The organism is Streptomyces sp. NRRL F-5135 (genome assembly GCF_000719775.1).
GTDB classification, from domain to species: domain Bacteria; phylum Actinomycetota; class Actinomycetes; order Streptomycetales; family Streptomycetaceae; genus Streptomyces; species Streptomyces hebeiensis.
This window is the reverse complement of the sequence record NZ_JOHR01000004.1, coordinates 228,122-253,404: the sequence shown is the minus strand read 5'-3', so window position 1 is coordinate 253,404 and position 25,283 is coordinate 228,122. Positions and strand designations below refer to the sequence as shown.

Below are 25,283 nucleotides of genomic sequence, written 5' to 3'. Positions count from 1 at the left end.
GCGTGCCCGCGTCCGCCGCCGGGACACGTCCCGTACCGGTGCGGTCCACGGCGCCGGGAGACACCTCTGCCGGCGCGTCGCCCGCCCTTAGAGGTCGCGCGGATGGGTGGGGTGGAGGAAGGAGCGGGGCGAGGGGCAAGTCCGGCAAGGCGGAGGAGGGAGGCGACGCGGAGCGTCGTGGACCGACGACAACGCCGCCGGGCGCCGCCCATCGGCACGCGACGCCGCCCCACCCATCCGCGCGACCTCTTAGGACGCGCGGGCCCCTTCCCCTCACGTCCCCTGCCTTCTCCCACGTCCCCGCGCGCCGGAAAGGTGCGGTCCGATGACACGAACGGCGAAGCCGTCACCTTGGCCCTCACTCCCGTCGCCCCGGACCGGCACGTCGCACGCCCGGGCCCGCCGCCGGGACCGGCGCGTCTATCTGGCGGCCCATCCGCTGCTGTTCGGTCTGCTCGCCGTGGACCGGCGCCGCTCCGCGGGCAAGGTCGGCGGGACCGTGCTGGTGCACGGCGCCGAGGCGTACCGCGAGGCGCTGACCCGGCTGCCGCTGGACCGTACGGCGGCCGGCACGACGGGCGGCGCGGCGCGGGCCGCGCTCGGCGACTCCCGCGGCCCGGCCGCCTCCCGTGGCACGGACGACGGTGGCGTGCTGTTCGACCAGGAGGGCGACGGGCACCGGGCGGCACGCCGCGATCTGGCCGGGCGGCTCGGCGCGGAGGGCGTGGCGCGTCTGCGCGCGGTGTGGCGGCCGGCGCTCGACGCTGCCACGGCCCGGCTCGACCGGGGCCACGAGGTGGATCTGGTGGATCTGGCCCGTGCCCTGTCCGGCTCGGTGGTGTGCGCGCTGCTGGACCGCGACGCCGACCCGCTGGAGGTCGCGGACGCCGCCCTGGACGCCGCGTCCGCCGCCGTCCGCGGCCATCTTCCCGGCCCCCGCCGCCGGTCGGCCGCCACCGCCGCCCGGGCCACCACCCGGCTCCAGCACCTTCTCGCCACCGACAGCGCCCTCGACACGATGGTGGCGGTGGCCGCCGTCACCACGACGGTCGCGGCGCTGCCCCGGGCCGTCGCCTGGTGCGCGGACGCCGGGCTGTGGGCGCAGGCCGAGCACGCCGCGTCGCGCCCGGGTCGCGTCCCGGGCCCGGGCTCCGACCTGGCCCCGGCCCTCGCGGACGAACTGCTGCGGGTGCTCGCGCCCTCGCCGGTCCTGCCCCGCGTGGCCGCCGCCGACGGCTCGGTCGGCGGCTGCCCGGTGCGGGCCGGGGACCGGCTGGTGCTCGTCGCCCGGCACGCCGCCGACGCGCACCGGCGTGATCCCGACGCCGGCCGCCCGGCCGACGCGTCCCTCGCCCATCTGGTGTTCGGCGCGGGCCCGCACACCTGCCCGGGCGCCCGCGCGGCGCGGACCCAGCTGGCCGACGTCCTGACGGCGCTCGCCCCCTTCCGGCCGACCGTGGCGCGGGCCCGGGCCGACCGGCGGGCGGCGCTGCCGAGCTGGCGGTCGCTGACCATACGGGCGACGAGGCCGGCGGCCGCCCCGGAACCGGTACGGGCCTCTGGTCCGGCGCGGTCCGAGGGGCCGTACGGGGCGACGGCACCAGGGCCGGGGCGGCCGGCCGCAGGACCGCGCCCGTGACCGCCCCGGTCCGTATCGCCGTCACCGGGGCAAGCGGCTTCTGCGGCTCCCACGTCGCCCGCGCCGCCGAGGCGGCCGGCGCGGACGTGGTGTGCCCGGGCCGCCGCCCGGGCCCGGTGGGGGAACACCGCTTCTGGGACGCCGCGCGTGCCGTCCCCGATCTCACGGGCACGGACGTCGTGGTGCACTGCGCGGCGGCGGTCGGCGACCCCGCGCCGGGCTCGCCGGCCGAGACCGCCATGCACGCGGTCAACGTCGAGGGCACGCGCCGGCTGCTGGCCGCCGCGAACGGCCGGACCGTGGTCTGGGTGAGCAGCGCCAGCGTCTACGATCCACGCCCGGACCGCCGCCTGGTCCGGGAGGACCACCCGTGCGGCGGCCACCTCAACGCGTACGGCAGGACGAAGACGGCGGGCGAGGAGCTGGCCCTGGCCGCCGGCGCGGTGGTGCTGCGGCCGCGTGCCGTCTACGGGCCGGGCGACCGTCAGCTGCTGCCGCGTCTGATCGGCCGCGTCCGGGCCGGGACACTGCTGCTGCCGGGCCCGGACGTGGAGTTGAGCCTCACCGCGGTGGAGAACCTGGCGGACGCCTGCCTGGCCGCCGTCGGCTGGCCGCCGGGCGCGTACAACATCGCCGACGCCGAGCCGTACGCGCGTGACACCGCCGTACGCCAGGTCCTGACGGCGCACGGCGTTCCCGCCCGGATCCGCCATCTCCCCCGGCCCGTGGCCCGCTCGGCCGCCCGGGCCGCCGAGACCTGGGCCCGCCGGGGGCGGGGCCGCTCCGCCGGGCCGGCGCTCAGCCGGTACGCGGTGGACCAGCTCGCCCATTCCGTGGTGCTGGACACCACCCGCGCCCGTGACCAGGGCTGGTTCCCGCGCCGGACGCTGGCGGACCACCTCGCCGACCTGCGAACGGCCCGGTGAGCCCCGGGCCGCCGGGGCGTCAGGCGCGGCCCGCGCCCCGGTACAGCTCCAGTTCACCGGCCAGTTCCAGCGCGAGCACCGTCGCGTGCTCGTCCAGGTCCGCGGCGGCCGGCGGGTCGATCCACAGCATCCCCGGCACCTCGTGGAGTCCGCCCACGACCCGGTGGCCCAGTTCCGTCCCGGTGCCGAGCACGCTCACCCGGCGCACGGGTGTACGCAGCCCGCGGACGCCCACCGGGCCGCGCGGGATGTCGAAGACCGTCAGGTAAAGGGTGCGGCGGTCGCGGGAGAGGGTGCTCGGCCCGTAGTGGTGACCGGCGGGCAGGCCCGCGACCGTGCCGTACACCGCCTCGGCGTGCCGGGCGGTCCACGCGCCGATGCCCTCGAGACGCTCGGCCTGCTCGGGAGGGATCGTGCCGTCCTCCCTCGGCCCCACCGAGAGCAGCAGGTTGCCGCCCGCGCCGATGGTCTCGGCGAGGTGGCGGATCAGCTGTCCGGTCGACTTGTGGTTGTGGTCGTCGTGCCGGTGGCCCCAGGAGTCGTTCAGCGTCAGGCACAACTCCCACGGCCCCGGGGGCGGTTCGATCGGCACGCCCTGCTCCGGGGTGGCGTAGTCGCCCGCACCGGGCAGGCGCGCGTTCAGCACACACGCGGGCGCCTCGGCGCGGATGAGCGCGGCCAGTTCCCGGACGCGCCACTGCTCCTCCGTACGCTCCCACTCGCCGTCGAACCAGAGCAGGTCGGGGCGGAACCGGGTGCACAGCTCCCGGACCTGGCCGTCGCGGTAGTCCAGGTAGCGGGCCCAGGCAACCGGGTCCTCCCGGCCCTCGGGCGCGTCGGCGTACGGGTTGTCCTCCGGCCCCGCCGGCCGTTCCGCGTGCCGGACGGAGGCGTAGTCGGGGTGGTTCCAGTCGCTGTGCGAGTAGTAGAGGCCCACCTTCAGCCCCCGCTCGCGCAGCGCCGCCGCGTACGGGCCGACGAGGTCGCGGCCGGCCGGGGTGTGCCGGGCCACGTTCAGGTCGCCGAGAGCGGTGTCCCAGAGCGCCACACCGTCGTGGTGACGGGCCGTCAGCACCGCGTACCGGGCGCCCGCCCGTGCGAACAGCCCGGCCCAGGCGCGCGGATCGTAGGCGCGGGCGGTGAAGCGGTCGAGCTGCGCCATGTACCGCTCGTGCGGGACCTCGCCGTCGAAGAACGACCAGGACTCCCGGACGCCGTCGACGGCGTAGATGCCCCAGTGGATGAAGATCCCCAGCTTGGCGTCGGGGAACCACGGCCGCATGGTCATGCGCGTACTCCTGACAGAGCGTCGGACAGTCCTACGGCCTGGCGAGGTAGGCCAGGCCGGGGTGCGCGGCCGTGTAGCCCGCCACGAGGTCACGGGCGACGGTCACGGAGTCCACCAGCGGATGCAGGGCGAACGCCTTGGCGGCGGCGGCGCGGGAGCCGCTCTCGGCGGCGGCCAGCACCTCGCGCTCAACGGCCTTGACGGCGCACACCAGGCCGGTGGCGTGGTGCGGCAGGGGCGAGACGGTCAGCGGATGGGCGCCGTTCGCGTCCACGAGACAGGGCACCTCGATGACGGCCTCCTCGTCCAGTACGCGCAGGGTGGTGCGGTTGCGTACGTTCAGGATGAGCGTGGTGCGCTCGTCGCGGGCGATGGCACGCATCAGCGCGAGGGCGACCTTCTCGTACCCGCCGGACTCCAGGTCGCTCTCGTCGCGGTCGCCGACGCCCGCCGCTTCGCGGTTCTCGGCCATGTAGGTGGCCTCGCGCTCGGCGCGGGTACGGTCCCAAGCGGCCAGGGCGGGAGCGTCGGGCCGCTCCATCTCGGCGTAGAACCGGGCCTGCTGGTCGCGCAGGAAAGCGCCGCGCGTGCGCTCCGCCTCCTGGTAGGCACGGACCGCTTCCCGGTTGAAGTAGTAGTAGTGCAGGTACTCGTTGGGGATCGCGCCGAGGGACCGGAGCCACTCGGCCCCGAAGAGCCGGCCCTCCTCGAAGGAGCCGAGGGCCTCGGAGTCGGTGAGCAGGCGCGGGAGTTCGTCGCGTCCGTCGACGTACAGGCCGCGCAGCCAGCCGAGGTGGTTGAGGCCGACGTAGTCGGCGCTCGCCCGGGCGGGGTCGGCGCCGAGGACGCGGGCGACCCGGCGGGCGAGGCCCACGGGTGAGTCGCAGATGCCGATGACCCGGTCGCCGAGGTGGCGGGCCATGGCCTCGGTGACCAGCCCGGCCGGGTTGGTGAAGTTGATGACCCAGGCGTCGGGGGCGAGTTCGGCGACGCGGCGCGCGATGTCGACGGCGACGGGTACCGTGCGCAGTCCGTAGGCGATGCCACCCGCGCCGACCGTCTCCTGGCCGAGGACGCCCAGGTCGAGCGCCACCCGCTCGTCGGCGGCGCGGCCTTCGAGTCCGCCGACGCGGATCGCGGAGAAGACGAAGTCGGCCCCGCGCAGCGCCTCGTCCAGGTCGGTGGTGGCGGTGACGGCCGGTGCGTCGGGGACGGGGGCGGCCTGCTCGGCCAGCACCCGGGCGACGGCCGAGAGCCGGCGGGGGTCGAGGTCGTGGAGCGTGACGTCGGTGACGCGGCCTTCGGCATGGTCGCCGAGCAGCGCCCCGTACACCAGCGGCACCCGGAAACCGCCGCCACCGAGAATTGTCAGCTTCACGCCTGAACCACCTTCATACCTGGACGGCCTCTCCACCCGGACGGTCCCGCACCGCCGCGGGGCGGCGGCCCCTCATTATCGCTCCCGTCTCACCGCGCCTGATCAAGGGAGGCGGTGACCCGGTCGAGGAGCGCCTGAAGGGTCAGCCCTTCCTCCACCGAGAGGCCGGTGGCCGCGTAGATCCGGCGCGGAACGGGCAGCGCCCGCTCGCGCAGCCGGACCCCCTCCGGGGTGAGGTGGACCGTCACCGAGCGTTCGTCCGCCGCACCGCGCTCGCGCCGGACCAGGCCGGCCGACTCCAGCCGTTTCAGCAGGGGCGAGAGCGTGCCCGAGTCGAGCCGCAGCCTCTCCCCCATGGCCTTGACGGTCCGCGGCCCCTCCTCCCACAGCACCAGCATGGCCAGGTACTGGGGGTAGGTCAGGCCGAGGTCCTTGAGCGCCTCGCGGTAGACGCCGCCGAACGCGCGGGTGGCCGCGTGCAGCGAGAAGCAGACCTGGCGGTCGAGCCGGAGCAGTTCCGCGTCGGCCGGCGCGGACGCCTCGGAGCGGGAGGCGGTGCGGTCGGGTGGTGGCGTCATGGCTCCAGCGTAGCCTGCGGGCGCCATTTAGTTGTGCACAATTTAATTGCATGCAATCATGACGGTCGGCGATCGCTTCCCGGCCGCCACCGTCATGGGACGACGCCCCGTCCCACCGTGCGAACGAAGGGCTCATCATGGACGCGCTGTACACCGCCGCCGCCACCGCCAACGGCCGCGAGGGCCGCGCCGTCAGCTCGGACGGCCGGCTCGACCTCGCACTCGCCCTGCCCCCGGCGCTCGGCGGCAACGGCGAGGGCACGAACCCGGAGCAGCTCTTCGCCGCCGGCTACGCCGCGTGCTTCGCAAGCGCGATGCAGGCGGTGGGCCGCGAGATGAAGGTCGACACGAAGGACGCGTCGGTGACCGCCGAGGTCTCGATCGGCAAGGACGGCACGGGATTCGGGCTCGCGGTCGTGATGCGCGTCGAACTGCCGGACTCCCTCGCGGGCGAAGCGGGCCGCAAGCTGGTGGAGGCGACCCACGCGTACTGCCCGTACTCGAAGGCCACCCGCGGCAACATCGAGGTCGAGCTCGTCGTCGAGTGACCGGGCCCGATCACGCCGGGGGCTCAACCCGCGACGCCCGGCCGGGGATTCCCGGCCGGGCGTCGCGGGTGAACGGCCGCCGAGGAGACCGGCGAAGCCGTGTTCGCACCGCCTGGCACGGCGCTACAGTGAGACGGTGGCCTCTCTGCCGGAAGACCCGCTGTCACTCATCCGCGAAGACGACCGTGACACGGCCGTGCGGCGCCTGAAGGACGCATACGCCGAAGGGCACATCGCGCACGAGGAGATGGACGAACGCCTCGACCAGGCGCTCACCGCCACGACGCACAGCGAACTCCTGTCGGCACTGGCCTCGCTCCCGGCGGAGAACGCGGGCACCACGTCCACGATCGCCGCCGCCGGCGGACGGATCCGGCGGCGCGGCGCATGGCGGGTACCCCGGTTCTTGAAGGTCGAGTCCGCGTTCGGAAGCGTGCGCCTGGACCTGTCCCGGGCAGTCATCGAGCACGCGGCGGTCGACATCGAATTGCAACTGGGCACCGGTGGGGCGAAGATCACTGTGCCCCGCGACGCGACAGTCGACATCGAGGACCTGCGCACCGGATGGAAGGACTCGCTCCACAAGCCTCCGCGGCGCTCCCGCCCCGGCGGGCCCACGATCCGGATCTCCGGAAGCATGGGGTACGGGCGGTTGAGGATCCGCCACGCGCGGCGTTGAGGTTCAGGACCTCTTACGCCGTGGGCCGCATGTGCTCCCGCGCCCACTCCTCGAAGCCGGTGAGCGGGATCCCGAGGTCCCTCGCGTACCGCGGGCGGCCCGGCTGCCCGACCGCGTTCAGCCACTCGTGGCCGGCACCCATCCCCGGCATCCCGGCGGCCACGGCCTCCTCCTCGGTCATGTCCGGTGCGGACAGTCGCGTGCCCAGGGCACGGGAGAGGACTTCGGCTATCTCCGTCATCGACAGGTAGTCGCTCGCCAGCTCCAGCTCGACCCCGTCGAACCGCTCGGGCGCGGCGACGGCCGCGGCGGCCGCCCTGCCGATGTCGTCCACCGCGACGAGGGACAGCCGGGTCCCGGGCTTCACGACGCTCACCAAGCCGCCCTCGATACCGCGCGGGAACAGGAATGCCATGGACGGCAGGAAGTTCTCCATGAAGAACCCAGGCTTGAGGAGCGTCCAGTGCGGGAATCCGGCCGCCCGGACCCGGTCCTGGATCGCGCTCTTGGCCCCCAGGGTGCCTTCCATCGGAGCCCAGCGGCCTTCCGCCCAGCCGGGAGCCTCGGTGTGCGCCCCGGCGCCACTGACGGACGTGTGCACGAACTGCGGCACTCCGGCGGCCTTCGCGCCCTCGATGAGGTTGACGCCCTGCGCCACCTCCCCCTCGAAGTCGAAGCCTTCCGCGGTGATGCCGGGCATCTGTACGGAGAAGACGGCGCGGGCGCCCTCGGCCGCCCGGATCACGGAATCGCGGTCGCGCAGATCACCTACGACCAGTTCGACACCGAGCGCCTCGACGGCCTTGGCCCGGTCGGTGCCCGGGTCGCGCACCAGGGCCCGTACGGGGACGCCCTCGGCACGCAGGGCGCGGGCCGTGGCCCCGCCCTGCCTGCCGGTGGCGCCGGTGACCAGGACGGGTGCGGTATCGGTGGACATAGTGCTCCTCATGCGCTCGCAGCTAAACGGCGGGGCCCGCCGTTTACTTCGGGGTACGATACGGCGGGCCCCACCACTTAGCAACCAGGAGATGTCGCCATGCCCGAGCGCCAGCGCGCGGACGCCCGGCGCAACTACGCGCGGATCCTCGCCGTGGCCGAGGCGGAGGTCGCCGCCCACGGCGCCGGCGCCTCCCTGGAACAGATCGCCCGCACCGCGGAGGTCGGCTCGGCGACCGTGCGCCGGCACTTCCCCACCCGCCGCGCGCTGCTGGAAGCCGTGTCCAGGAAGCAGATGGAGGCGCTGTGCGCGCGCGCCGAGGCCCTGACCGGCGAGAGCGACAGCCGAAGCGCGCTACTGGAATGGCTGAGTGATGTCATCGCCTATTCCGTCTCCGCCCGGGGGCTGGCGGCCGCGCTGGTCTACGAGGGCGCCGGTCCCGACTCGGTGCACGAGAACAGCTGCTCGGCGGCTATCGAAGAGGCGGGAACCCCGCTGCTGCGCCACGCCGTGCGGGACGGCGCGGTGGCACCGGGCATCACCGTCGCCGACCTGATCACACTGGTCGTCGGCATCGTCCTCGCGACGGAGCACCACCCCGACCCGGCCGCCTCGGCGGACCGGCTCTTCCGACTGTCCGTGGCGGGACTGAGCCCGCGGAACGGAGCGAGCCCGCAGGGCTGACACCGCGCGGCGGCCAGGGCGTGTTGCGAAAGTAGCGCCGTCCGCCCGAAGGGCGGGGCCGGCGGCGTCCGGTGCGTGCGATCGCAAGGCGGAGGATCGGCGTCGTCGATGGACCGGACGTACTCGGACGACTCCGGCAACGCGGCAGAGAGCACCTCCCAGCGGTAGCTGGGGAAGTGCGTGCCAGGCGTCGCCGGCCAGGCGGGACTTTCGCAACACGCCCTAGGCGGAGCGTCGCGCCGGACCCTCCAGGACGGCCTTCGGTCACGGTTGTCGGAGGGCAATAGAATCCGGGAGGGCCGAGACGGCGCGCTCACCACGCAAGTCCGCGTGCCGGCGGGGCTGTTCGGGCACGATGACGGGGTGCCCATGGCGCCCTCCGGAGGGAGCGGGAATGGCAGAGCGTCCGGCGACGGGGCGGAAGGACCGGCCGGCGGCGCCCCGGTTGCGGCTGGACGAGCTGCTGGAGGGTCTGCAGGCACAGGTGGCGCAGGTCCGGGCGACCCGGGACCGGGTGCACGCGCTGTTGGACGCCGTCCTCACCATCGGCTCCGACCTGGACCTCGATGTGGTGCTGCGGCGGATCACGGAGTCCGCGGTGACCGTGGTGGACGCCGAGTACGGGGCGCTGGGGGTGTTGGGCGAGGAAGGGCAGATCAAGCGGTTCATCACGGTCGGCGTGGACGAGGAGACCATCAAGGCGATCGGTCACTATCCCGAGGGTGGGGGCATCCTGGGGCTGCTGATCAGGGAACCGGAGCCGCTGCGCCTCGCCGACCTCGGCGCCCATCCCGAATCGGTCGGCTTCCCCGAGGGGCATCCGCCGATGACCACGTTCCTGGGGGCGCCGGTACGCGTGCGCGACCGGGTCTTCGGAAACCTCTACCTGACCGACAAGCGCGGCGGGGCGCGGTTCGACGACGAGGACGAGGCGGTGCTGCGCACGCTCGCCGCCGCGGCGGGTGTGGCCATCGACAACGCCCGGCTGTACGAGGACACGCGCCGCAGGGAGCGGTGGCTGGCCGCGAGCAGCGACCTGACCCACGGCCTGCTCTCGGGCACCGATCCGGACCAGGTGCTGTACCAGGTCGCCGCCACCGTCCGGCGACTGGCCGGCGCCGATCTGGTGACGGTGGCGGTGCCGTTCGACGGCGGCGACGAGCTGGTGATCGAGGCCACCGACGGGGCGGGCGCCGAGCGGGTGCACGGGCTGGTGTTGCCGCCCACCACACTGGCCGCGAAGGTGTACCGCTCCAACGAACGGGTCTCCAGCGGCGCGCTGTCGGGGGAGCCCCAGGAGGGCGGGGGCTCGGCGGGGCAGATCGAACTGGGGCCGGGTTTCCTGCTTCCGCTGGGCGGCAGCGAGCATGTCCGCGGGGTTCTGCAGGTCGCCAACCTGCCCGGCGGGCGGGAGTTCTCCGAGGCCACCATGACCATGATCGGCGGATTCGCCGACCAGGCCGCACTCGCCCTGGAGATCGCCGAGCACCGGCGCGAAGCCGACCGGCGGATGGTCCTGTCCGACCGCGACCGTATCGCCCGTGACCTGCACGACCTGGCCATTCAACGGCTGTTCGCCTCCGGCCTGACCCTGAACTCGGTCCTCGGCCGGATCAGCGACCGGCCCGAGGCGGCCGAGCGGGTCCGGCGCGTGGTCGACGACCTCGACGACACCATCAAGACGGTACGGAACACGATCTACGCGCTGCGCGAGCGCGACCGCGAGGGGGCGCGGGGTCTGCGTGCCGAACTGCTGGCCGAGACCGACCGGGCCACGGGCGTGCTGGGCTTCACACCCGCCCTGCGCATGACCGGCCTGCTGGACACCGGCGTACCCGCCGAGTATGCCGAGCAGCTCCTGGCGGTGCTGCGCGAGACGCTGTCGAACGCCGCCCGGCACGCGCACGCCACCCACGTCGAGGTCACGGCCGAGACCGACGGCAGCCGGCTGCGACTGCGCGTTGCGGACAACGGAACCGGCATCGACCCCGGCGTCACCCGGTGCAGCGGTCTCGCCAACCTCCACCGCCGCGCCGGCGACCTCGGCGGCAGTTTCACACTCGGGCCGAACGAGCCCGTCGGCACCGTCGCGGAGTGGACGGTGCCCCTCCCGGTGGAGGCGTGAGCCCGGGCCCGGTTCTCCGACCGGGACCGGGGAACGGTCCCGGTCGCCAAGGGCAGCCCGGGCCCGGCTGGTTTACGCGGTGGTGCCCGCGGTGTGGCGCTCGCGCCGGCGGCTCGGCCGGCCCGGTGCGGCCGGGCGCGTCGCGCAGCAGCAGGGCGGCGACCACGGCGTAACCGGCGAGTACCACCGCGGTGATCAGGAAGGGGGTGGCCATGCTGGGGGCGTCGACCAGTTTCACCGTGGTCAGGGCGCTGATCGCGGTGCCGCCCATGCCGGCGCCGAAGACGCCGATGGCCAGCCCGCGCCGCTCGGGCGGGAACCAGGCGTTGAGTCCCGCACCGAGCCGACGGACGGCCCCGCGGTCCGCCTCCCGGCCGTCCCTCTCCCCGGCCCGGTGTACCGCCGTGCCCGCGCGGCTCCGCGAGAACAACCGGGTGCGCTCCGCCGTCCTCGCGCCGTACGGGTGTTGGGCCGGTCGGCCCTACCCCCTCACGACGACCGCGGGGACGATGAACCGATGTTCCAGAACGACGCCTTTCGCGCACTCGACCGGCACGAGTGCCTGAGCCTGCTCGCCAAGGTGCCGGTCGGCCGCGTGGTGTACACGCGGCAGGCGCTGCCCGCGGTCCTCCCCATCAACTTCTCCCTGGACACGGACGCCTCCGTCCTGCTGCACACCTCGTCGGACTCGGACCTCGTCCGCGCCATCGACGGCGTCGTGGTCGCCTTCGAGGCGGACGAGTTCGACGCCGCGAGCCGGTCAGGCTGGAGCGTGGTCGTCACCGGACGGGCCACCGTGGTGACCGATCCCGTCGAGCACGAGCGGCTGTCGGACGCCGGCCCCACGTCCTGGATGCCCCTGGGGGACGCGGTGTTCGTTCGGATCGAGTCCGAGATGCTCACCGGACGCGAGCTCAGAGGAACGCACGGCGCGCGGTGAGGCGCGGCGACACAGGGACCATGGGGCCCTGTCGGGGGCGGCCGGGTGGGGCCGGAAGGCCGTCCGCGAAGGACCGCCGGCCCCAGGTGCGGCAAGGCCCCGCCGCCTGGCGGATCGGGCACCGGGCGGGCGCGGGCATCGGGCCGGAGGCGGGTGAGCCGGGGCGTTCGGCCCGGCGGCTCACCTCGTACCGTCAGCCGCCGTCGCGCTTCAGCCGCTCCTGGGCCTGGGTGGCGATGACGGCGGCCTGGATGCGCCGCTCCACACCGAGCTTGGCCAGCAGCCGGGAGATGTGGTTCTTCACCGTCTTCTCGGCGAGGTAGAGCCGACGTCCGATCTGACGGTTGGTCAGTCCCTCGCCGATCAGGGCCAGGATCTCCCGCTCCCGTCCGGTCAGGACCGACAGGGTGCCGGGCTCGGCCTCCCGCTCGTGGAGCTGGTCCTGGTCCTGGCGCAGCCGGGCCATCACCTTGGCGGTGGCGCTGGGATCGAGCAGGGACTGGCCGGCCGCGACCGTACGCACGGCCGACACCAGGTCCGACCCCTGGATCTGCTTCAGCACGTATCCGGACGCCCCGGCGACGATCGAGTCCAGCAGTGCCTCCTCCTCGTCGAACGAGGTCAGCATGAGACAGGCCAGTTCCGGCATCCTCGAGCGCAGTTCCCGGCACACGGTCACCCCGTCGCCGTCCGGCAGACGTACGTCCAGCACCGCCACCTGGGGGCGCAGCGCGGGGACGCGGACCAGGGCCTGCTCGACGTTGGCGGCCTCGCCGACGACCGTGATGTCCGGCTCGTCGTTCAGCAGGTCGTGCACCCCGCGCCGTACCACCTCGTGGTCGTCCAGCAGGAAGACCCTTATCGGGTTGTCGCGCCCGGGCTGCTCCCCGTCCGCCATGTGATGCTCCTCGTCGCTCTGTCCGAATCCCGCGTCGGGCCCGGCCCGCTGGGCACAACCGGTGCCGGCCTCCCGCACGATGCCCGCCCTTCGCACGATCTTGCTCGATCCCGGACCGGAGGGCCAGGGCCGGTAGGCCCTACCGCTCCCCCAACTCCGGTCCCCTTGTTGGCCCCGTGTTCCGGCACAGCATGCGGAAGGACCCGGAAGGCGTGCCACCCGGCCCCGCCCCGGGGCCGGGTGGCCCATCGCCCGGCACGGCACACGGCAGCACGCTGGATGTGAAAGCTCGTACGCCCGACTGGAGGCACGTCATGAACGCTCCCGCCACGGCCGGCATGCTGCAGGCGCTGACGACCGAACACCGGCGGCGGCTGATGCACTTCGCCCGGGAGGTGTCGTTCCGCCAGGGCACCCGTCTCTTCGAGGAAGGGGGCCGCGCCGACCGGTTCTGGATCATCCGCACCGGCGGCATCGACCTCGACATGCGCGTGCCGGGCCGCCCCGCCGCCGTCATCGAGTCCCTCGGGCACAACGAACTGGTCGGCTGGTCCTGGCTGTTCGTCCCGCACGCCTGGCACCTGGGCGCCGAGGCGACGAGTCCGGTACGCGCCTACGAGTTCGACGCCACCGTGGTCCGCTCGATGTGCCGGGACGACCCCGTGTTCGGCGCGAGCGTCGCCCAGTGGGCGGGCGACGTCCTCGCCCACCGCCTGCGCTCGGCCCGCACCCGACTGCTGGACCTGTACGCCCCCTACGGCAGCGGGAGCCTCCTGTGACCGAGGAGGAGTTCCGCGACAGCTGTCCCGGCCGGTACGCCCCACTGCCGTGCCGCTCCCGGCAAGGTTCACCCCCTCGCGACGCCCGGCACGCGCGGTCGCCGACGCGGTGGCGCCGCCGTACGACGTGGTCTCGGGACGGCGGAGCCCGAGTCGCCGTATATGAGGTGCGCGCACGCTCGGCCCTTGGCACACTGCCCCGGTGAATCGCGAACAGATGTCCCAGATCGCTCATTCCGAACACCCGATCAAATCTCCGCTCGACGACGACTCGGTCCGCCACCTGCTGGAACGCGGCCTGCCGACGGGCGAGGAGCGGGTGCTCGACCTCGGCTGCGGCTCGGGGGAATGGCTCCTGCGCGCCCTGGCCGCGCGGCCGGGTGTGCACGCCGAGGGCGTGGACATCTCCGAGGACGCCCTGGCCCGGGCGGCCGACGCGGCGCGCGACCTCGGCGTCCAGGACCGCCTCGTCCTGCATCACCTGAAGGCCGAGGAGTTCGTGTCCGAGGAGCCGTTCGACGCGGTCCTCAGCTTCGGGGCCGCGCATGCCTTCGGCGGCCTGCTCCCCACCCTTGCCGCGGCCCGCGGACACCTGGCCCCCGGCGGCCGCGTCCTCATCGGTGACGGGTTCTGGGAAGGCCCCCCGTCGCAGGAAGCCGTCGGGATGCTCGGGAACTTCACCGACCTGGCGACCACCCTGGACCGTGTGGTCGCCGACGGCTGGACTCCCGTCGACGGGCACGTCAGCACACGTCGGGAGCTGGACGACTACGAATGGGCCTGCTGGGGCTCTCTGGCCGCGTGGGCCCTGGACCACCCCGGTCATCCGGACAGCGCGCAGGTGCTCGAGACGGCCACGGCCCGGCGCACCGAATGGCTGCGCGATTACCGGGACACCTTCGGCTTCGTCTCCCTGGTCCTGCGCCGGACACCCGGCTCCGCCTGAACGGACCCGCGCCCCGAGGTCTCGAGCCGATGCCGGATACCCGGCGGAACCCGGGGTGGGCTGTGTCGCGCAGGGCATCCGGCGCCCGCGGCAGGCCCGGCGCCCTGTGGCGTAGGCCCGGCCGTAGGACGCCAGGGGATTGAACCGACGTCCGGCTCAGGTGGTCACACCGACTGCCGGGCGAACAGCGCGTTGCACTCCCTCTGGAGCTCCACGTCGTTCCACATCGGATGGTGCGGCGCGGCGTTGGAGCAGACGATCGTCCCCCGTGCGCCGATCTCGGCGCTGCGCCGTACCGCGTACCGGCAGAAGTCCGCGCCGACCGGCCCTTCTTCGAAAGTGCCACGCAGCGGGGTGTAACCGATCCATCCCTCACCGAAGACCAGCGGGACACCGCGGGCGGCGCACAGATCAGCCGCCGCGGCCATCCATCTGTCCAGCGTGCCGCGCATGGCGAGACGGTGCGCGCCGTAGCGTTGGTACAGCAGGCGGTCCCACGCCTGCTCGTCGACCCAGTCGTGTACATAGATCTCGGGCTTGCCCACGATCGTGGCCCGCTGTCGCCACTCCTGCCCGGCCGGCGGGCGCCACTGGTCGAAGGACGGGGCTCCCGGGCGCAGCAGGTCGGCGCGGGCGCGTTCCTCGTCGAAGCCGCCGTCGGTCGAGCGGAGGCCGTAGCCGGTGACGAGTTCGTCGAGGACGCCGTAGACGTAGGGGTGGAAGACGCCCACGTCGATGTTCTCGGGGATGCCGCGGAAGGACTCCAGTGGGACGCGGGCGTAGTTGACCGTGGCGGGGATGCGGGGGCGGCGTTCGTGGAAGCGGGCCAGGCCCGCCTCCAGCCGCCCGCGCAGCTCCACCACGGCGGGTTCGCGCCCGGGCAGCCCCTCGGTGAGATAGCCGCCCTGCACTTCGTTGTGCAGTTCGACGAACGCGATGACGTCCGCGAGCCCTTCGGCTTCGGCCAGTTCGCAGCAGTCGGCCAGGGCGTCGGCCAGGCGGGCGGGACGGTCCTCGGGCTTGACGGCCATGAGGCTGTCGAACCACTGACGGTCACCGGCGAAGGAACTGCTCTGCTGGTACTCCCAGCTGGAGAGGATCACGAAGACGCCGTGCCGCTGGGCCGCGCGCAGCAGGGCCAGCAGGTGCGCCTTGGGGTCGAGTCGGGTGATGTGCCGCACGTCGTACCAGCGGGTGCCCTGGCCGTATTCTCCGCCGAGGGGGCCGAACTCCATTTCTCCTGAGAGCCCGGACCGGAAGATCAGGAACGGCATGGCGCAGATGCGGATGGTGTTGTATCCCCGGTCGACGGCTTCGGTGAAGGCGCGGTCAAGGTTCTCGAAGGGCTCACCAGGTCCGGTGCGGGTGTACCAGGTGAAGTCCCACAGGGTGAGGGTGAGTCGGTCGGGCAGGTGGGGCGCGAGGGGAATCGGTGTGTAGACCATGACATCCTTCGTGGTCGGTGACTCAGGGATTCCGGAAGGGGCCGGTGATGCGGTGGGGGCGCCTGCCCCGGCCGGTGGCGGTTGGCGGGGCAGGACCTGTGCCTGCGGAAGGGACAGACCGCTCGACCCGGACGGGCACGGTGCGAGGCCCGTCAGCCGGCAGCGGTCACGGCACTGCGGTAGACGGGCACCAGGCGGCCCGATGTCACCCGCAGAGTGGGCTCGGTGGGGCGCAGGTCTTCGGGCACGTGGACCGTGGCTGCCGGATCGAACGGCAGGAGCCTGAGGACCAGTTCAGCGCCGTTGGTGAGGGCGTCGCGGTGGCGGGCGAGGTCGATCTCCCACGGGTCGCCGTTCCAGTACTGGTCGGCGACGAGGATGCCGTCCAGTTCGGCGCGGGCCGCGTCACCGACCCAGTCGAGCCGCAGCAAGAGGCGGTGTGCGCCGGTGAAGGCTTCGGGCTCGATGTCGACGCGGAACGCGGCGGCACGGGCGTAGTCCTCGGCGGTGGGGGCGGCGGCGCGGTGCAGTGGCCCTCCGACGCGCTGGGGGGCGGGTCCGGTGACGGTGGTCACCTCGACCAGGCCGGCCTTGGGGACGTCCGCGGGGGCGTCGATCTCGAAGCGGGCGAAGACGCCGCTCGTCCCGGCTTCCCGCAGGCGCAGCGGCGTGCTGTCGCCGGGGCCGGTCCGCTCGTTCCGCAGACCGACCGGGTGGGCGGGCGCCGGGTGGACGAGCAGGGAGCCGCCGTTGGGCCCGCACTCGATGTGCAGGAGATCGCCGTCGGGCACGATGTGGAGGTCGTGGCCGACGACGAGGCGGCGAGTTCCCCACAGGTCGCCGACGGCCGTGTGCCGGGCGGTATCCTCGTCGAGGACGAGCAGGCGCAGAGCACCGAGTTCGATGAGCGTGTCGGTGCCGGGTGCCTCGACGCGCACGCGGGTCCGGCCGTCACCGAGGTCTTCCGGTGTGGCGTGGGGGCCCTTGACCGAGTCCGCATCGACGCCGCTGAGCACGAGCTCGACCGGAATGCCGGCGGTGCGGGTGAGCACGACCGTGTCGTCCAGGACGGTCACGAGTTGCGCAGTGGCCCATTCCAGGGTTGCGTCACCGGGCAGCGGCCAGCGGAAGGGCCAGGCGAAGTAGGCTCCGGCAGGAATGTCGACGGGGTGCGTGGGCAGTTCGAGCGGGCCCGCCGGGCCCTCGAGGCGGAAGCGGACACCGCTGTGCGCGGCAAGGTCCTCTCCTCCGGGCTGGTGGGTGTTGGCGAACAACATGCCGGAGGTGCCGTTGGTGCGCACGGCCCACCTGAGCGTGTCCCGGTCGTCGAGCCCTTCGGGGGTTTCGTCCGGGGCGACGAGGGGCATCGGCGCCAGTTCCCTGCCCGCGGCCGCGAGCAGGTGGTGTTGCAGCCGCAGCAGCCCGTAGGCGGGGCGCACCTGCCCGTATTCGCCCAAGGGGGCCTGGAAGTCGTAGCTGACGATCGGCAGGTCGTTGGCGTAGCCGGTGTCGAGGGATTCCTGCATCGTGGTGGCGGCGTCCATGACGTGGGAGCCGCCCTGGTACATGTAGTAGCCCTGCCAGGCCGAGCCGCAGCCGATCTTTGTCAGGGCCAGGGCGGCCACGTCGTCCGCGGCGATGCGGGGGCGGCGGTGGTAGGTGACTTGGACGCCGCCGCCGAGCTCGCAGGTGGCGTAGGGATAGCGGTCGAGCGCCGGCCCTTCGCCCGCGGCGGGCTTGCGGCGCAGGTCGGCGCCGACGGTGTGGTCGTCGCGCAGAGGGGTGAAGAAGTAGTGCCTGCGGTTGTGCCGGGCCCAGCCCGGGTGGGCGTCGTCCCAGGGGGATTCGGGGTAGCCCGCATAGAGCGGGAGGAACTCGTCGGCGGGCAGGTCTGCCATGCCCCACGCCGTGGCGGTCCACAGAGCCGGGGTGATCCCGGCGTCCTGGGCCATGTGCTTGAGGCTGCGCAGGTGTTCGGGCTGGTCGTAGAGCTCGTTCTCGATCTGGACGGCGACGATCGGTCCGCCCTGGGCGTGATGGAGCCCGTCCAGTTCGGCGCTGATGCGCGCGTAGTAGGGCTGGACGATTTCGAGGTAGGCGGGGTCATTGGTGCGGGTCCGGGTGCCGGAGTGCTGGACCCACTCGGGGAAGCCGCCATAACGTGCCTCGCCGTGGGACCAGGGGCCGATCCGCACGACGGCGTCCAATCCGCACTCGGCGACCACCTGCAGGAAGGCCCGGAGGTCCCTGTTGCCGTCGAAGCGGAAGTGGCCGCGGTTTTCTTCGTGGTGGTGCCAGAAGAGGTAGGTGGAGACGACGTCGATACCGCCGGCGCGCATGCTCAGCAACTGCTCGCGCCAGCTGTCACGGGGGTAGCGGGTGAAGTGGATCTCGCCCATGACGGGGAACCATGGGCGGTCACCGCGCACGAGATGGGTGCTGGTGGCGTAGATCCGGTCCGGCCCTTCGGACTCACCCATCCGGAGATGGCCGTTCAGCGGCGTTGTGGGCGGGCGCAGGGTCAGGGTGTGCACGATCGGCCTCCTGGCTCGGCGCCGGGTCCGGGCAGGTCCGGCCGGCGGTGTCGGCATTCGACGACCGCACGTTAATTCATAATTTCTGAGCAGAGAACTCCGCGCCAGGCATTCGGTCCGGTCCGGTCCGGGTGACGCGCTCGGCGCCGAGTTGCCGGTGACGGCAGCCGCCGGCGTGGGCGGGGCCGGCCGGTGAGCGGGCACCTGACAGGCGAGAGCGTCCTGGACATCGACCCTGCCGGTGAGGAAGTGGCCGTCGCCCTCACCGCACGGGGCTCGCGGGCGGTGTTCTCCTGGCGAATGTGACCGACGAACAGGCGGTGCGGACCGCGGTGCGACCGTCGCCGAGCGGATCGGGCCACCGACGGTACTGGTCAACAACGCGCGGAGAGGCGCCGCAGGGCTTGGGCGATCCCCCGCGTCGCCCAAGCCCTGCGGCTGTCCCGTCCCGGCCCGGTCGGGCGGCGTGACGGGCGGCTCTGAGTATATTGGCTGAGAGCCAGTCAACGCAGGAGTCCAGCATGTCCCCGCGAAGCCCGTCGGTCAATGAAGAGTTACGTCGGCGTTCCAGGGAGCGGCTGTTGCAGGCGACGGTCGAGCTGGTCGCCGAACATGGGTACGAGGCCACGACGCTCGCCGACATCGCCCACCGGGCCGGCTCCGCACGCGGGCTGATCTCTTACTACTTCCCCGGGAAGCGGCAGCTCCTGCAGTCCGCCGTGCACCGGCTGATGCACCGCACGCTGGAGGCCGCCCTCAGCCGGGAACCGCGCACGCGGGACGGTCAGGAGCTGATGGCGCGGGCGATCGACGCCATCCTGGGGCTGGCGGCCGACAAGCCGGTCGTGATGCGCGCGCACATGGCCCACATCCTCCAGGCCGAGGGCTTCGTACGGTGTCCCGAGCAGCAGCGGCTGGCCGGGCTCCTGCGTGACACGGTCGTGGCGTACGGATCCGAGGACGCGGACAGCGACTACCCGATGCTGCGTGCCCTGCTGATGGGTGCGGTGTTCGCGGTGCTGATGCCCGGGGCCCCGATGCCGCTGCCCAGGCTGCGCGCGGAGTTGTTCCGGCGGTACGGGCTGGCCTGGGAACGCGGCGTTCCGCCGGGCGGGGAGCCGCCCGGCGGAACGAGTCAGGCCATCGTCCTTCAGTGGCCGGAGGACGCGAAGTAGTCCGGCTGCGTCTGGGCGTTGAGCTCGGACATCCGCACCTTCTTCGCGGGGTCCGTCAGGCGGTCGTCGAGCCTCAGCACGTCGAAGCCCTTGACCATGTCGTTCGAGTAGATGTGGCCGTTGTAGTAGTACGTCGACCACGTGCCGCCGCCCACCATGGTGTCGGCCGAGAGCGGCCCGCGCTCGAAGTACGCGATCTCCTTCGGCTTGGCGGAGTTGGTGAAGTCCCACACGGACACACCGCCCTGGTACCAGGACTGGACCATGATGTCGCGGCCCTTGACCGGGATCAGCGAGCCGTTGTGGGCGACGCAGTTCTCGGTGTCGGCCTGGTGCCTGGGGATCTTGTAGTAGCTGCGGAAGACCAGCTTGCGCTTGTCGCCCTTGCCGACGATGTCGTAGATGCCGTCGGCACCGCGGTTCGGGCCGATCTCCGCGTTGCAGGTGGCGGCGCCACCGCCGCCCAGCTCGTCCGTGAAGACGACCTTGTCGGCGCCCTGGTTGAAGGTGGCCGAGTGCCAGAACGCGAAGTTGACGTTGTCCTGGACCCGGTCGATCACCCGGGGCTGCTCCGGGTTCTTGATGTCGAAGAGGATGCCGTCACCCATGCAGGCGCCGGCGGCCAGGTCCTTCGAGGGCAGCACGGTGATGTCGTGGCAGCCGCTGGTGGCCGACACGCCCGGGTTGGTGGGCGCGCCCGGGTTGCCCCCGTCCGGGAAGAGCACGTCGAACTTGACGAGTTCGGCCTTCTGCGGGGCCTTCCGCGGCACCTTGATGATGGAGATGCCGTCGTGCGGCGGTTGGCAGTCCGGGAAGGACGCGCTGGGGGCGTACGACGACACGTAGATGTAGACGTTCTTGCGCTCCGGCACCAGGGTGTGGGTGTGCGAACCGCAGGCCGTCTCGATGGCGGCGATGTACTTGGGGTTCCGCTTGTCGCTGATGTCGAAGATCTTCATGCCCTCCCAGGAGGACTTCTCCGTCGCGGACTGCGAGGTGCTCGCGCAGGAGTTGTCGCTGCGGGAGGAGTCCGTGGAGAGGAAGAGCAGGTCGCCCTCGACCGAGATGTCGTTCTGCGATCCGGGGCAGAGCACCTGCGCGACGGTCTTCGGCGACTTCGGGTTGCTGATGTCGAAGATCCGGAAGCCGTCGTAGTTGCCGGCGAACGCGTACTTGCCCTGGAACGCCAGGTCGGAGTTCGTCCCGGTGATGAGGTCCTTGGGGACATTCGCGAGGTGCTTGATGTTGTCGCTGTGGACGATCTCGTCCACGCCGGGTATCTCACCCTTGCCGATGGCGGCCTTCGCTTCGGCGGCCTGGCTCGACGAGACCTTCTCCCTGACCGGGCTGTCGCCGGGGTCGGGGGTCGCGGACGCGGTCCCCGCGGTCAGGAGCGTGGCGAAGAGTCCGGCCGCGGCTGCCGCCACGCCCAGACGTCTGCGCCGCACTCGGGTGGTGTGCAACGAGGTCACTCGGTCCTCCCTGGTTTCCCCCGTTCGGTGTCGAACGGGTTCTCGACGTGGGCAGTATCGTCCTTCTCATGTACATCTCAACAGATGGCAACACAGACGTAACAAGAGTTTTTGATCACGTGCGCACGGAAGCGTGCTAGGACGGTGGTGCACTCCACCAACAGCCCCAGGGAGGCCGCTGTGTTGACCCGCCGCAGGAATCCACGCGTCCGCAGGCCGGTGTACGCGGCACTGGCCGCCGTCGCCGTACTCGCCCTGGGAGCCTGCGACTCGGGCGGTACGGAGGCGTCGGGCGGCGACGGTACGGCGCATTCCGTCGCGGAGAAGGGACCGGGCGTACTCGCCCCGGGCAAGCCGGGCGAACCGGCGAAGACCCTGTCCGCGGCGGAGGCGGCGAAGGCCGCTCCGGACAACACCCCCAACTCCGCCGACTTCACGTATGCGCATATGATGATCGTGCACCACGGCCAGGCGCTGAAGATGACGGATCTGGTGGCGGAACGGGCCGACGCGAAACAGGTGAAGCGCCTCGCCGAACGCATCACCGCCGCTCAGAAACCCGAGATCGGGATGATGGAGGCGTGGTTGAAGAACAACGGAGGAGCGAAGCAGAGCCACGGCCATAACCACGCCACGATGCCCGGAATGGCCACCGAGGCCCAGCTGACGCAACTGCGCGCCGCGAAGGGGAAGGCCTTCGACGAACTGTTCCTGAAACTGATGATCACCCACCACCAGGGCGCGATCACCATGGCCACCGAGGCGCTCTCGGAAGGCCGGAACGTGCAGATCGAGGAAATGGCGAACGACGTGCTGTCCCAGCAGACGGCCGAGATGAACCGGATGCGCTCGATGTGATGCGGGAGAGGCCCCTCGCGAGCGATCAGCGCCGGTGGTGCCGGGGCGTCAGATGGCCCGCGTCCCGGGCCCCGGCAATCAGCCTGAGCGATTTGCGGCGGCTGAATCCGGTGGCGGACATGACGGCGAGCACGGGATCCTGACCCTCGCGCTGGGCGGCCCGGTAGATCTCCGCGACACCGCGTCGGGCGGCGCTGCCGCGCGAGGAAGTGGGGCGCGCACGGTGCCGGCCGACAGCTTCCCGCTCCGGCTCCGGTCCGGGTCCGGGTCCGGGTCCGGATTCCGGGTAACCCGCCGCGTTCGGCCGCTCCCACACCGGAGCCGCAGCGACGGGTGCCGCCATCCCCGGGGGCTCCGCCGCGCCCGGCGGGCACCGCGACTCCGGCGGATCAGGCTGACGCTCCTGCGGGTCGCGGATGCCGGGTACGTCAAGGAGGGGCACAGCGCGGGAACTTGGCAGGTCCTCGGTCGGCGGGTCGGAGACCGGCAGCTCGGAGGCCGGTACGTCGGAGACCGACAGCTCGGAGGCCGGTACATCGGAGACCGACAGCTCGGAGGCCGGTACGTCGGAGACCGGCAAGTCGTGAACCGGCGTGCCGCGCCCCGCGGCATCAGGGACCGGCGTCTCGTGCGTCACGGCCGCTCCCCGGGTGGGTCCCGAGACGGCCCGCACCTCGCCGCCGCCCAGGCCGGGTGTCTCCGTAAGTGGTTGGGGCTCGTTCGGCCGGTGCGGACCCGTGACGACCTGACAGGCGTGTCGGAGCGGAACTTCGATCGCCTCCGCGAGGGCGGCGAAACCCTCCAGCGTCAGGGGCGGATCGGCCTGGGCGTCCTCGATGGCGATCCGCCCCTCCCGTACGACCGCGAGCACGTCGAGCCGGGCACCGTCGGCGAAGGTCAGCCGGACATCGACCCAGGGCGGCAGGATCTCCTGCGGAGCGGCGATGTCCCGGGGGTCCGTGACGCCGGTCGCGCTGCCGTGTCCCTGGACCTCCCACAGAGGCCACTCGCGCGCGTCATGGGGCCGGGATTCCCGGGCGGACATCCACTTAGATTCCGACACAATCGCAACTTAATCAGGCAATCCGCCCTTATTGTCAGGGCACACACGGGGGCGGCCCGCACGGCACCCTGTCGGCGCATCCCGCCTCATCCGGCGGCGTGCGACCCGACGGACGAGCCGTCGCCCAGGCCCGCGGCGTCGGCGGCCCGGGCGAGGACGTCGCGCAGCATCGCCGGCGTGAGCCGGCCGGTCGCGGTGTTGCGTTGGCTGACGTGGTAACAGCCGAACAGGTGCAGTTCCCGCGCCCCGCCGCCCGCCGCCGGTCCGTCGAGGGGCGGCAACGCGAGGTGGGCCCCGTGGGCGAAGGCCGGCCGCGGGCGGGGCGTGGGCCACCCCGCCGCCGCCAGCGCCGGCCAGGTGGCCTGCCAGCCGAAGCCGCCGAGCACCACGACCGCGCGCACGGTGGGCCGCAGCAGCCGCAGTTCACGCACCAGCCAAGGACGACAGGTGTCGCGCTCCGCGGGGGTGGGCCGGTTGTCGGGCGGGGCGCAGTGCACCGGCGCGGTCATCCGGACGGCCCGCAGGCGCATCCCGTCTCCGCCGTGGGTGGCGACCGGCTGCGTGGCGAGACCGACGTCGTACAACGCCCGGAACAGGACGTCACCGGAACGGTCGCCGGTGAACATCCGGCCGGTGCGGTTGCCACCGTGGGCGGCGGGGGCCAGGCCGATGATCAGCATCACGGCGTCCGCCGGGCCGAATCCGGGCACCGGCCTGCCCCAGTACTCCCAGTCCGCGTACGCCGCCCGCCGCGTCCGCGCCACCTCTTCCCGCCAGAGCACCAGCCGCGGACAGGCCCGGCACTCGGCGACACGCCGGTCCAGCGCCGGCAGGTCCGGGGCGGCGGGCGCGGTCCGCTCCGGTTCCGCCGACTCCCGTCGGGCCATCGGTTCGCGTCCGGCCTGCGGCTCGTGTCCGGCCATCGGTCCCTCCGGCTCGTACGGCAGTCACCTTCCTCCAGCCGACTGTACGACCCGGGTACGACACTCCCCGCGCCTGCGGTGGACACCGGCACACGCGCGACCCGTCGAACACCTCGGTAGGGAATTCCTCACCGCGGGCTCCGGTTGGCACCGTGGTACGAGAACCATCGTAATTTGACGGGCGTCATAGTACGACACGTATCGTACAAAACCTGGCCGGCCGTACCGAGCGAAACGGAGTCCTTCATGAGCGATCTCTTCGAGCCCTACACCCTGCGGTCGCTGACCATTCCCAACCGGGTGTGGATGGCGCCGATGTGCCAGTACTCCGCGGACACCACGGGCCCGGACACCGGCGCGCCGAACGACTGGCACTTCGCGCACCTCGCGGCGCGCGCCTCCGGCGGGACCGGACTGATCCTCGTCGAGGCCACGGCGGTCAGCCCCGAGGGCCGGATCAGCCCCGCCGACCTCGGTATCTGGAACGACACGCAGGTCGCCGCGTTCCGCCGGATCACCGACTTCATCACCTCGCAGGGCTCGATTCCGGGGATCCAGATCGCCCACGCGGGACGCAAGGCCTCGACCGACCTCCCGTGGCAGGGCGGCGCCCCGCTCGGCCCCGGGGCGGGCGGCTGGCAGACGCTGGCGCCGAGCGCGGTGCCCTTCGCCGAGACCGACCCGCTGCCCGCCGAACTCACCGTCGACGAGATCCAGGAGATCGTCGGACAGTTCGCGGCGGCCGCCCGCCGGGCCAGGGAGGCGGGCTTCCAGGTGGTCGAGGTGCACGGCGCGCACGGCTATCTGATCGGCGAGTTCCTCTCCCCGCACAGCAACCACCGCACGGACGCCTACGGCGGCTCCTTCGAGAACCGGGCGCGGTTCGCCCTGGAGGTGGTGGACGCCGTACGCGCGGAGTGGCCCGAGGACCTGCCGGTGTTCTTCCGCGTCTCCGCGACGGACTGGCTGGACGAGGGCGGCTGGACGGCCGACGACACCGTCCGCCTCGCGGACGAGTTGCTCGCACACGGCGTGGACCTGCTCGACGTGTCCAGCGGCGGCAACGCACCGCGCGTCCGCATCCCGGCCGGCCCCGGCTACCAGGTGCCGTTCGCGGCCCGGGTCAAGGCCGAGACGCGGCTTCCGGTGGCGGCCGTCGGCCTGATCACCGAGCCCGAGCAGGCCGAGAAGATCGTCACCAATGGCGAGGCCGACGCCGTCCTGCTCGGCAGGGAGCTGCTGCGCGACCCGTCCTGGGCCCGCCGCGCGGCCCGCGAACTGGGCGGCACGGTGTTCGTGCCGCAGCAGTACCACCGGTCCTGAGCGGGCCGGCGAGCCTCTGGGCGGCGCCTCGAAGGCCGGCACCGGGTCTTCGGGGCGCCGCCGTCGCGTGCGCGGGCCGGCTCGGCCCGCACGCCCGGACCGACTCCGCCTGCCGACCTGACGCACATGTCCGGAGGCATCCGGC

The 25,283-nt window shown here is 72.7% G+C and carries 22 protein-coding genes and 1 pseudogene; 12 read left to right on the top strand and 11 right to left on the bottom strand.

Going from position 1 to position 25,283, the window contains the following annotated elements; genetic code table 11:
* The first annotated feature begins 325 nt into the window (after nucleotides 1-325).
* Together IG02_RS0107930 and IG02_RS0107925 are read left to right on the top strand one after the other, a co-directional pair.
* The gene (locus tag IG02_RS0107930) at nucleotides 326-1,639 is read left to right on the top strand and encodes a hypothetical protein (RefSeq protein WP_063756737.1); all 1,314 of its coding nucleotides are present in this window, start codon (nucleotides 326-328) and stop codon (nucleotides 1,637-1,639) included.
* Nucleotides 1,636-2,565 (top strand): NAD-dependent epimerase/dehydratase family protein, encoded by a 930-nt coding sequence (locus IG02_RS0107925; protein WP_030743525.1) that lies wholly within the window; start codon nucleotides 1,636-1,638, stop codon nucleotides 2,563-2,565. The genes IG02_RS0107930 and IG02_RS0107925 overlap by 4 nt, the downstream gene beginning before the upstream one ends.
* A gap of 19 nt (nucleotides 2,566-2,584) precedes the next feature.
* Here the strand turns inward: IG02_RS0107925 and IG02_RS0107920 are convergent, their stop codons facing one another.
* From IG02_RS0107920 to IG02_RS0107910, 3 genes are all read right to left on the bottom strand, one after another.
* Nucleotides 2,585-3,853: an alpha-L-fucosidase gene (locus tag IG02_RS0107920; protein ID WP_030743522.1), complete on the bottom strand. Its 1,269-nt coding sequence runs from the start codon at nucleotides 3,851-3,853 to the stop codon at nucleotides 2,585-2,587.
* Between the two features lie 31 nt (nucleotides 3,854-3,884).
* Nucleotides 3,885-5,231, bottom strand: a complete 1,347-nt coding sequence (locus tag IG02_RS0107915) for a 6-phospho-beta-glucosidase (RefSeq protein ID WP_030743519.1) — start codon at nucleotides 5,229-5,231, stop codon at nucleotides 3,885-3,887.
* 89 nt (nucleotides 5,232-5,320) lie between these two features.
* Nucleotides 5,321-5,809: a MarR family winged helix-turn-helix transcriptional regulator gene (locus IG02_RS0107910; RefSeq protein ID WP_030743516.1), complete on the bottom strand. Its 489-nt coding sequence runs from the start codon at nucleotides 5,807-5,809 to the stop codon at nucleotides 5,321-5,323.
* A 137-nt stretch (nucleotides 5,810-5,946) separates the two neighbouring features.
* Here IG02_RS0107910 and IG02_RS0107905 point away from each other — a divergent pair, with 137 nt between their 5' ends.
* Entirely contained in the window at nucleotides 5,947-6,357 is a 411-nt protein-coding gene (locus IG02_RS0107905; protein ID WP_030743514.1) for an organic hydroperoxide resistance protein, read from the top strand.
* A 136-nt stretch (nucleotides 6,358-6,493) separates the two neighbouring features.
* Entirely contained in the window at nucleotides 6,494-7,036 is a 543-nt protein-coding gene (locus tag IG02_RS0107900; protein ID WP_030743512.1) for a DUF1707 SHOCT-like domain-containing protein, read from the top strand.
* A gap of 13 nt (nucleotides 7,037-7,049) precedes the next feature.
* Here IG02_RS0107900 and IG02_RS0107895 read toward each other — a convergent pair whose 3' ends face one another.
* Nucleotides 7,050-7,973: an NmrA/HSCARG family protein gene (locus IG02_RS0107895; RefSeq protein ID WP_030743510.1), complete on the bottom strand. Its 924-nt coding sequence runs from the start codon at nucleotides 7,971-7,973 to the stop codon at nucleotides 7,050-7,052.
* Between the two features lie 99 nt (nucleotides 7,974-8,072).
* On the opposite strand from IG02_RS0107895, the gene IG02_RS0107890 reads away from it, so the two are divergent.
* Both IG02_RS0107890 and IG02_RS0107885 read left to right on the top strand, forming a co-directional pair.
* Nucleotides 8,073-8,657, top strand: coding sequence for a TetR/AcrR family transcriptional regulator (locus tag IG02_RS0107890; protein WP_030743508.1), 585 nt, complete (start codon nucleotides 8,073-8,075; stop codon nucleotides 8,655-8,657).
* A 394-nt stretch (nucleotides 8,658-9,051) separates the two neighbouring features.
* Nucleotides 9,052-10,782, top strand: coding sequence for a GAF domain-containing protein (locus IG02_RS0107885; RefSeq protein WP_030743505.1), 1,731 nt, complete (start codon nucleotides 9,052-9,054; stop codon nucleotides 10,780-10,782).
* Between the two features lie 112 nt (nucleotides 10,783-10,894).
* On the opposite strand, the pseudogene IG02_RS38895 reads toward IG02_RS0107885, so the two are convergent.
* Nucleotides 10,895-11,113, bottom strand: a pseudogene (locus IG02_RS38895) (MFS transporter); the annotation flags it as partial.
* Nucleotides 11,114-11,299: 186 nt separating this feature from the next.
* Between IG02_RS38895 and IG02_RS0107875 the strand changes: the two are divergent.
* Nucleotides 11,300-11,722, top strand: coding sequence for a pyridoxamine 5'-phosphate oxidase family protein (locus tag IG02_RS0107875; RefSeq protein ID WP_030743501.1), 423 nt, complete (start codon nucleotides 11,300-11,302; stop codon nucleotides 11,720-11,722).
* Nucleotides 11,723-11,915: 193 nt separating this feature from the next.
* Here IG02_RS0107875 and IG02_RS0107870 read toward each other — a convergent pair whose 3' ends face one another.
* Nucleotides 11,916-12,620, bottom strand: a complete 705-nt coding sequence (locus IG02_RS0107870) for a response regulator (RefSeq protein ID WP_030743499.1) — start codon at nucleotides 12,618-12,620, stop codon at nucleotides 11,916-11,918.
* 314 nt (nucleotides 12,621-12,934) lie between these two features.
* On the opposite strand from IG02_RS0107870, the gene IG02_RS0107865 reads away from it, so the two are divergent.
* Together IG02_RS0107865 and IG02_RS0107860 are read left to right on the top strand one after the other, a co-directional pair.
* Complete coding sequence (locus tag IG02_RS0107865) at nucleotides 12,935-13,399, top strand: cyclic nucleotide-binding domain-containing protein (protein ID WP_030743498.1); 465 nt, start codon at nucleotides 12,935-12,937, stop codon at nucleotides 13,397-13,399.
* Between the two features lie 202 nt (nucleotides 13,400-13,601).
* Nucleotides 13,602-14,345 (top strand): SAM-dependent methyltransferase, encoded by a 744-nt coding sequence (locus IG02_RS0107860; RefSeq protein WP_030743497.1) that lies wholly within the window; start codon nucleotides 13,602-13,604, stop codon nucleotides 14,343-14,345.
* A 164-nt stretch (nucleotides 14,346-14,509) separates the two neighbouring features.
* Here IG02_RS0107860 and IG02_RS0107855 read toward each other — a convergent pair whose 3' ends face one another.
* Both IG02_RS0107855 and IG02_RS0107850 read right to left on the bottom strand, forming a co-directional pair.
* Entirely contained in the window at nucleotides 14,510-15,790 is a 1,281-nt protein-coding gene (locus tag IG02_RS0107855) for a cellulase-like family protein (protein ID WP_030743496.1), read from the bottom strand.
* A gap of 152 nt (nucleotides 15,791-15,942) precedes the next feature.
* Nucleotides 15,943-18,324 carry a beta-galactosidase gene (locus IG02_RS0107850; protein ID WP_158712259.1) on the bottom strand — a complete coding sequence of 794 codons (2,382 nt, stop codon included), beginning with the start codon at nucleotides 18,322-18,324 and terminating at the stop codon, nucleotides 15,943-15,945.
* Nucleotides 18,325-18,845: 521 nt separating this feature from the next.
* Here IG02_RS0107850 and IG02_RS0107845 point away from each other — a divergent pair.
* Nucleotides 18,846-19,499, top strand: coding sequence for a TetR/AcrR family transcriptional regulator (locus IG02_RS0107845; protein ID WP_030743494.1), 654 nt, complete (start codon nucleotides 18,846-18,848; stop codon nucleotides 19,497-19,499).
* Here the strand turns inward: IG02_RS0107845 and IG02_RS0107840 are convergent.
* Nucleotides 19,475-20,971, bottom strand: coding sequence for an LVIVD repeat-containing protein (locus IG02_RS0107840; RefSeq protein WP_030743493.1), 1,497 nt, complete (start codon nucleotides 20,969-20,971; stop codon nucleotides 19,475-19,477). The genes IG02_RS0107845 and IG02_RS0107840 overlap by 25 nt on opposite strands.
* A gap of 180 nt (nucleotides 20,972-21,151) precedes the next feature.
* Between IG02_RS0107840 and IG02_RS0107835 the strand changes: the two genes are divergently transcribed.
* Nucleotides 21,152-21,829: a DUF305 domain-containing protein gene (locus IG02_RS0107835; protein WP_030743492.1), complete on the top strand. Its 678-nt coding sequence runs from the start codon at nucleotides 21,152-21,154 to the stop codon at nucleotides 21,827-21,829.
* Between the two features lie 25 nt (nucleotides 21,830-21,854).
* Here IG02_RS0107835 and IG02_RS43835 read toward each other — a convergent pair whose 3' ends face one another.
* Nucleotides 21,855-22,874 (bottom strand): DUF6214 family protein, encoded by a 1,020-nt coding sequence (locus IG02_RS43835; protein ID WP_107055557.1) that lies wholly within the window; start codon nucleotides 22,872-22,874, stop codon nucleotides 21,855-21,857.
* Between the two features lie 104 nt (nucleotides 22,875-22,978).
* Complete coding sequence (locus IG02_RS0107825) at nucleotides 22,979-23,779, bottom strand: uracil-DNA glycosylase (RefSeq protein WP_051764700.1); 801 nt, start codon at nucleotides 23,777-23,779, stop codon at nucleotides 22,979-22,981.
* Between the two features lie 282 nt (nucleotides 23,780-24,061).
* Between IG02_RS0107825 and IG02_RS0107820 the strand changes: the two genes are divergently transcribed.
* On the top strand, nucleotides 24,062-25,138 hold the full coding sequence (locus IG02_RS0107820) for an NADH:flavin oxidoreductase/NADH oxidase (RefSeq protein ID WP_030743486.1): 1,077 nt from the start codon (nucleotides 24,062-24,064) through the stop codon (nucleotides 25,136-25,138).
* Nucleotides 25,139-25,283: the final 145 nt, after the last annotated feature.

Excerpts from the sequence above, each read along its gene's own strand:
- IG02_RS0107930 (WP_063756737.1), top strand. The coding sequence starts at position 326 with ATGACACGAACGGCGAAGCCGTCACCTTGGCCCTCACTCCCGTCGCCC.
- IG02_RS0107920 (WP_030743522.1), bottom strand. The coding sequence starts at position 3,853 with ATGACCATGCGGCCGTGGTTCCCCGACGCCAAGCTGGGGATCTTCATC.
- IG02_RS0107910 (WP_030743516.1), bottom strand. The coding sequence starts at position 5,809 with ATGACGCCACCACCCGACCGCACCGCCTCCCGCTCCGAGGCGTCCGCG.
- IG02_RS0107905 (WP_030743514.1), top strand. The coding sequence starts at position 5,947 with ATGGACGCGCTGTACACCGCCGCCGCCACCGCCAACGGCCGCGAGGGC.
- IG02_RS0107895 (WP_030743510.1), bottom strand. The coding sequence starts at position 7,973 with ATGTCCACCGATACCGCACCCGTCCTGGTCACCGGCGCCACCGGCAGG.
- IG02_RS0107890 (WP_030743508.1), top strand. The coding sequence starts at position 8,073 with ATGCCCGAGCGCCAGCGCGCGGACGCCCGGCGCAACTACGCGCGGATC.
- IG02_RS0107885 (WP_030743505.1), top strand. The coding sequence starts at position 9,052 with ATGGCAGAGCGTCCGGCGACGGGGCGGAAGGACCGGCCGGCGGCGCCC.
- IG02_RS0107875 (WP_030743501.1), top strand. The coding sequence starts at position 11,300 with ATGTTCCAGAACGACGCCTTTCGCGCACTCGACCGGCACGAGTGCCTG.
- IG02_RS0107870 (WP_030743499.1), bottom strand. The coding sequence starts at position 12,620 with ATGGCGGACGGGGAGCAGCCCGGGCGCGACAACCCGATAAGGGTCTTC.
- IG02_RS0107865 (WP_030743498.1), top strand. The coding sequence starts at position 12,935 with ATGAACGCTCCCGCCACGGCCGGCATGCTGCAGGCGCTGACGACCGAA.
- IG02_RS0107855 (WP_030743496.1), bottom strand. The coding sequence starts at position 15,790 with ATGGTCTACACACCGATTCCCCTCGCGCCCCACCTGCCCGACCGACTC.
- IG02_RS0107845 (WP_030743494.1), top strand. The coding sequence starts at position 18,846 with ATGTCCCCGCGAAGCCCGTCGGTCAATGAAGAGTTACGTCGGCGTTCC.
- IG02_RS43835 (WP_107055557.1), bottom strand. The coding sequence starts at position 22,874 with ATGTCCGCCCGGGAATCCCGGCCCCATGACGCGCGCGAGTGGCCTCTG.
- IG02_RS0107825 (WP_051764700.1), bottom strand. The coding sequence starts at position 23,779 with ATGGCCCGACGGGAGTCGGCGGAACCGGAGCGGACCGCGCCCGCCGCC.
- IG02_RS0107820 (WP_030743486.1), top strand. The coding sequence starts at position 24,062 with ATGAGCGATCTCTTCGAGCCCTACACCCTGCGGTCGCTGACCATTCCC.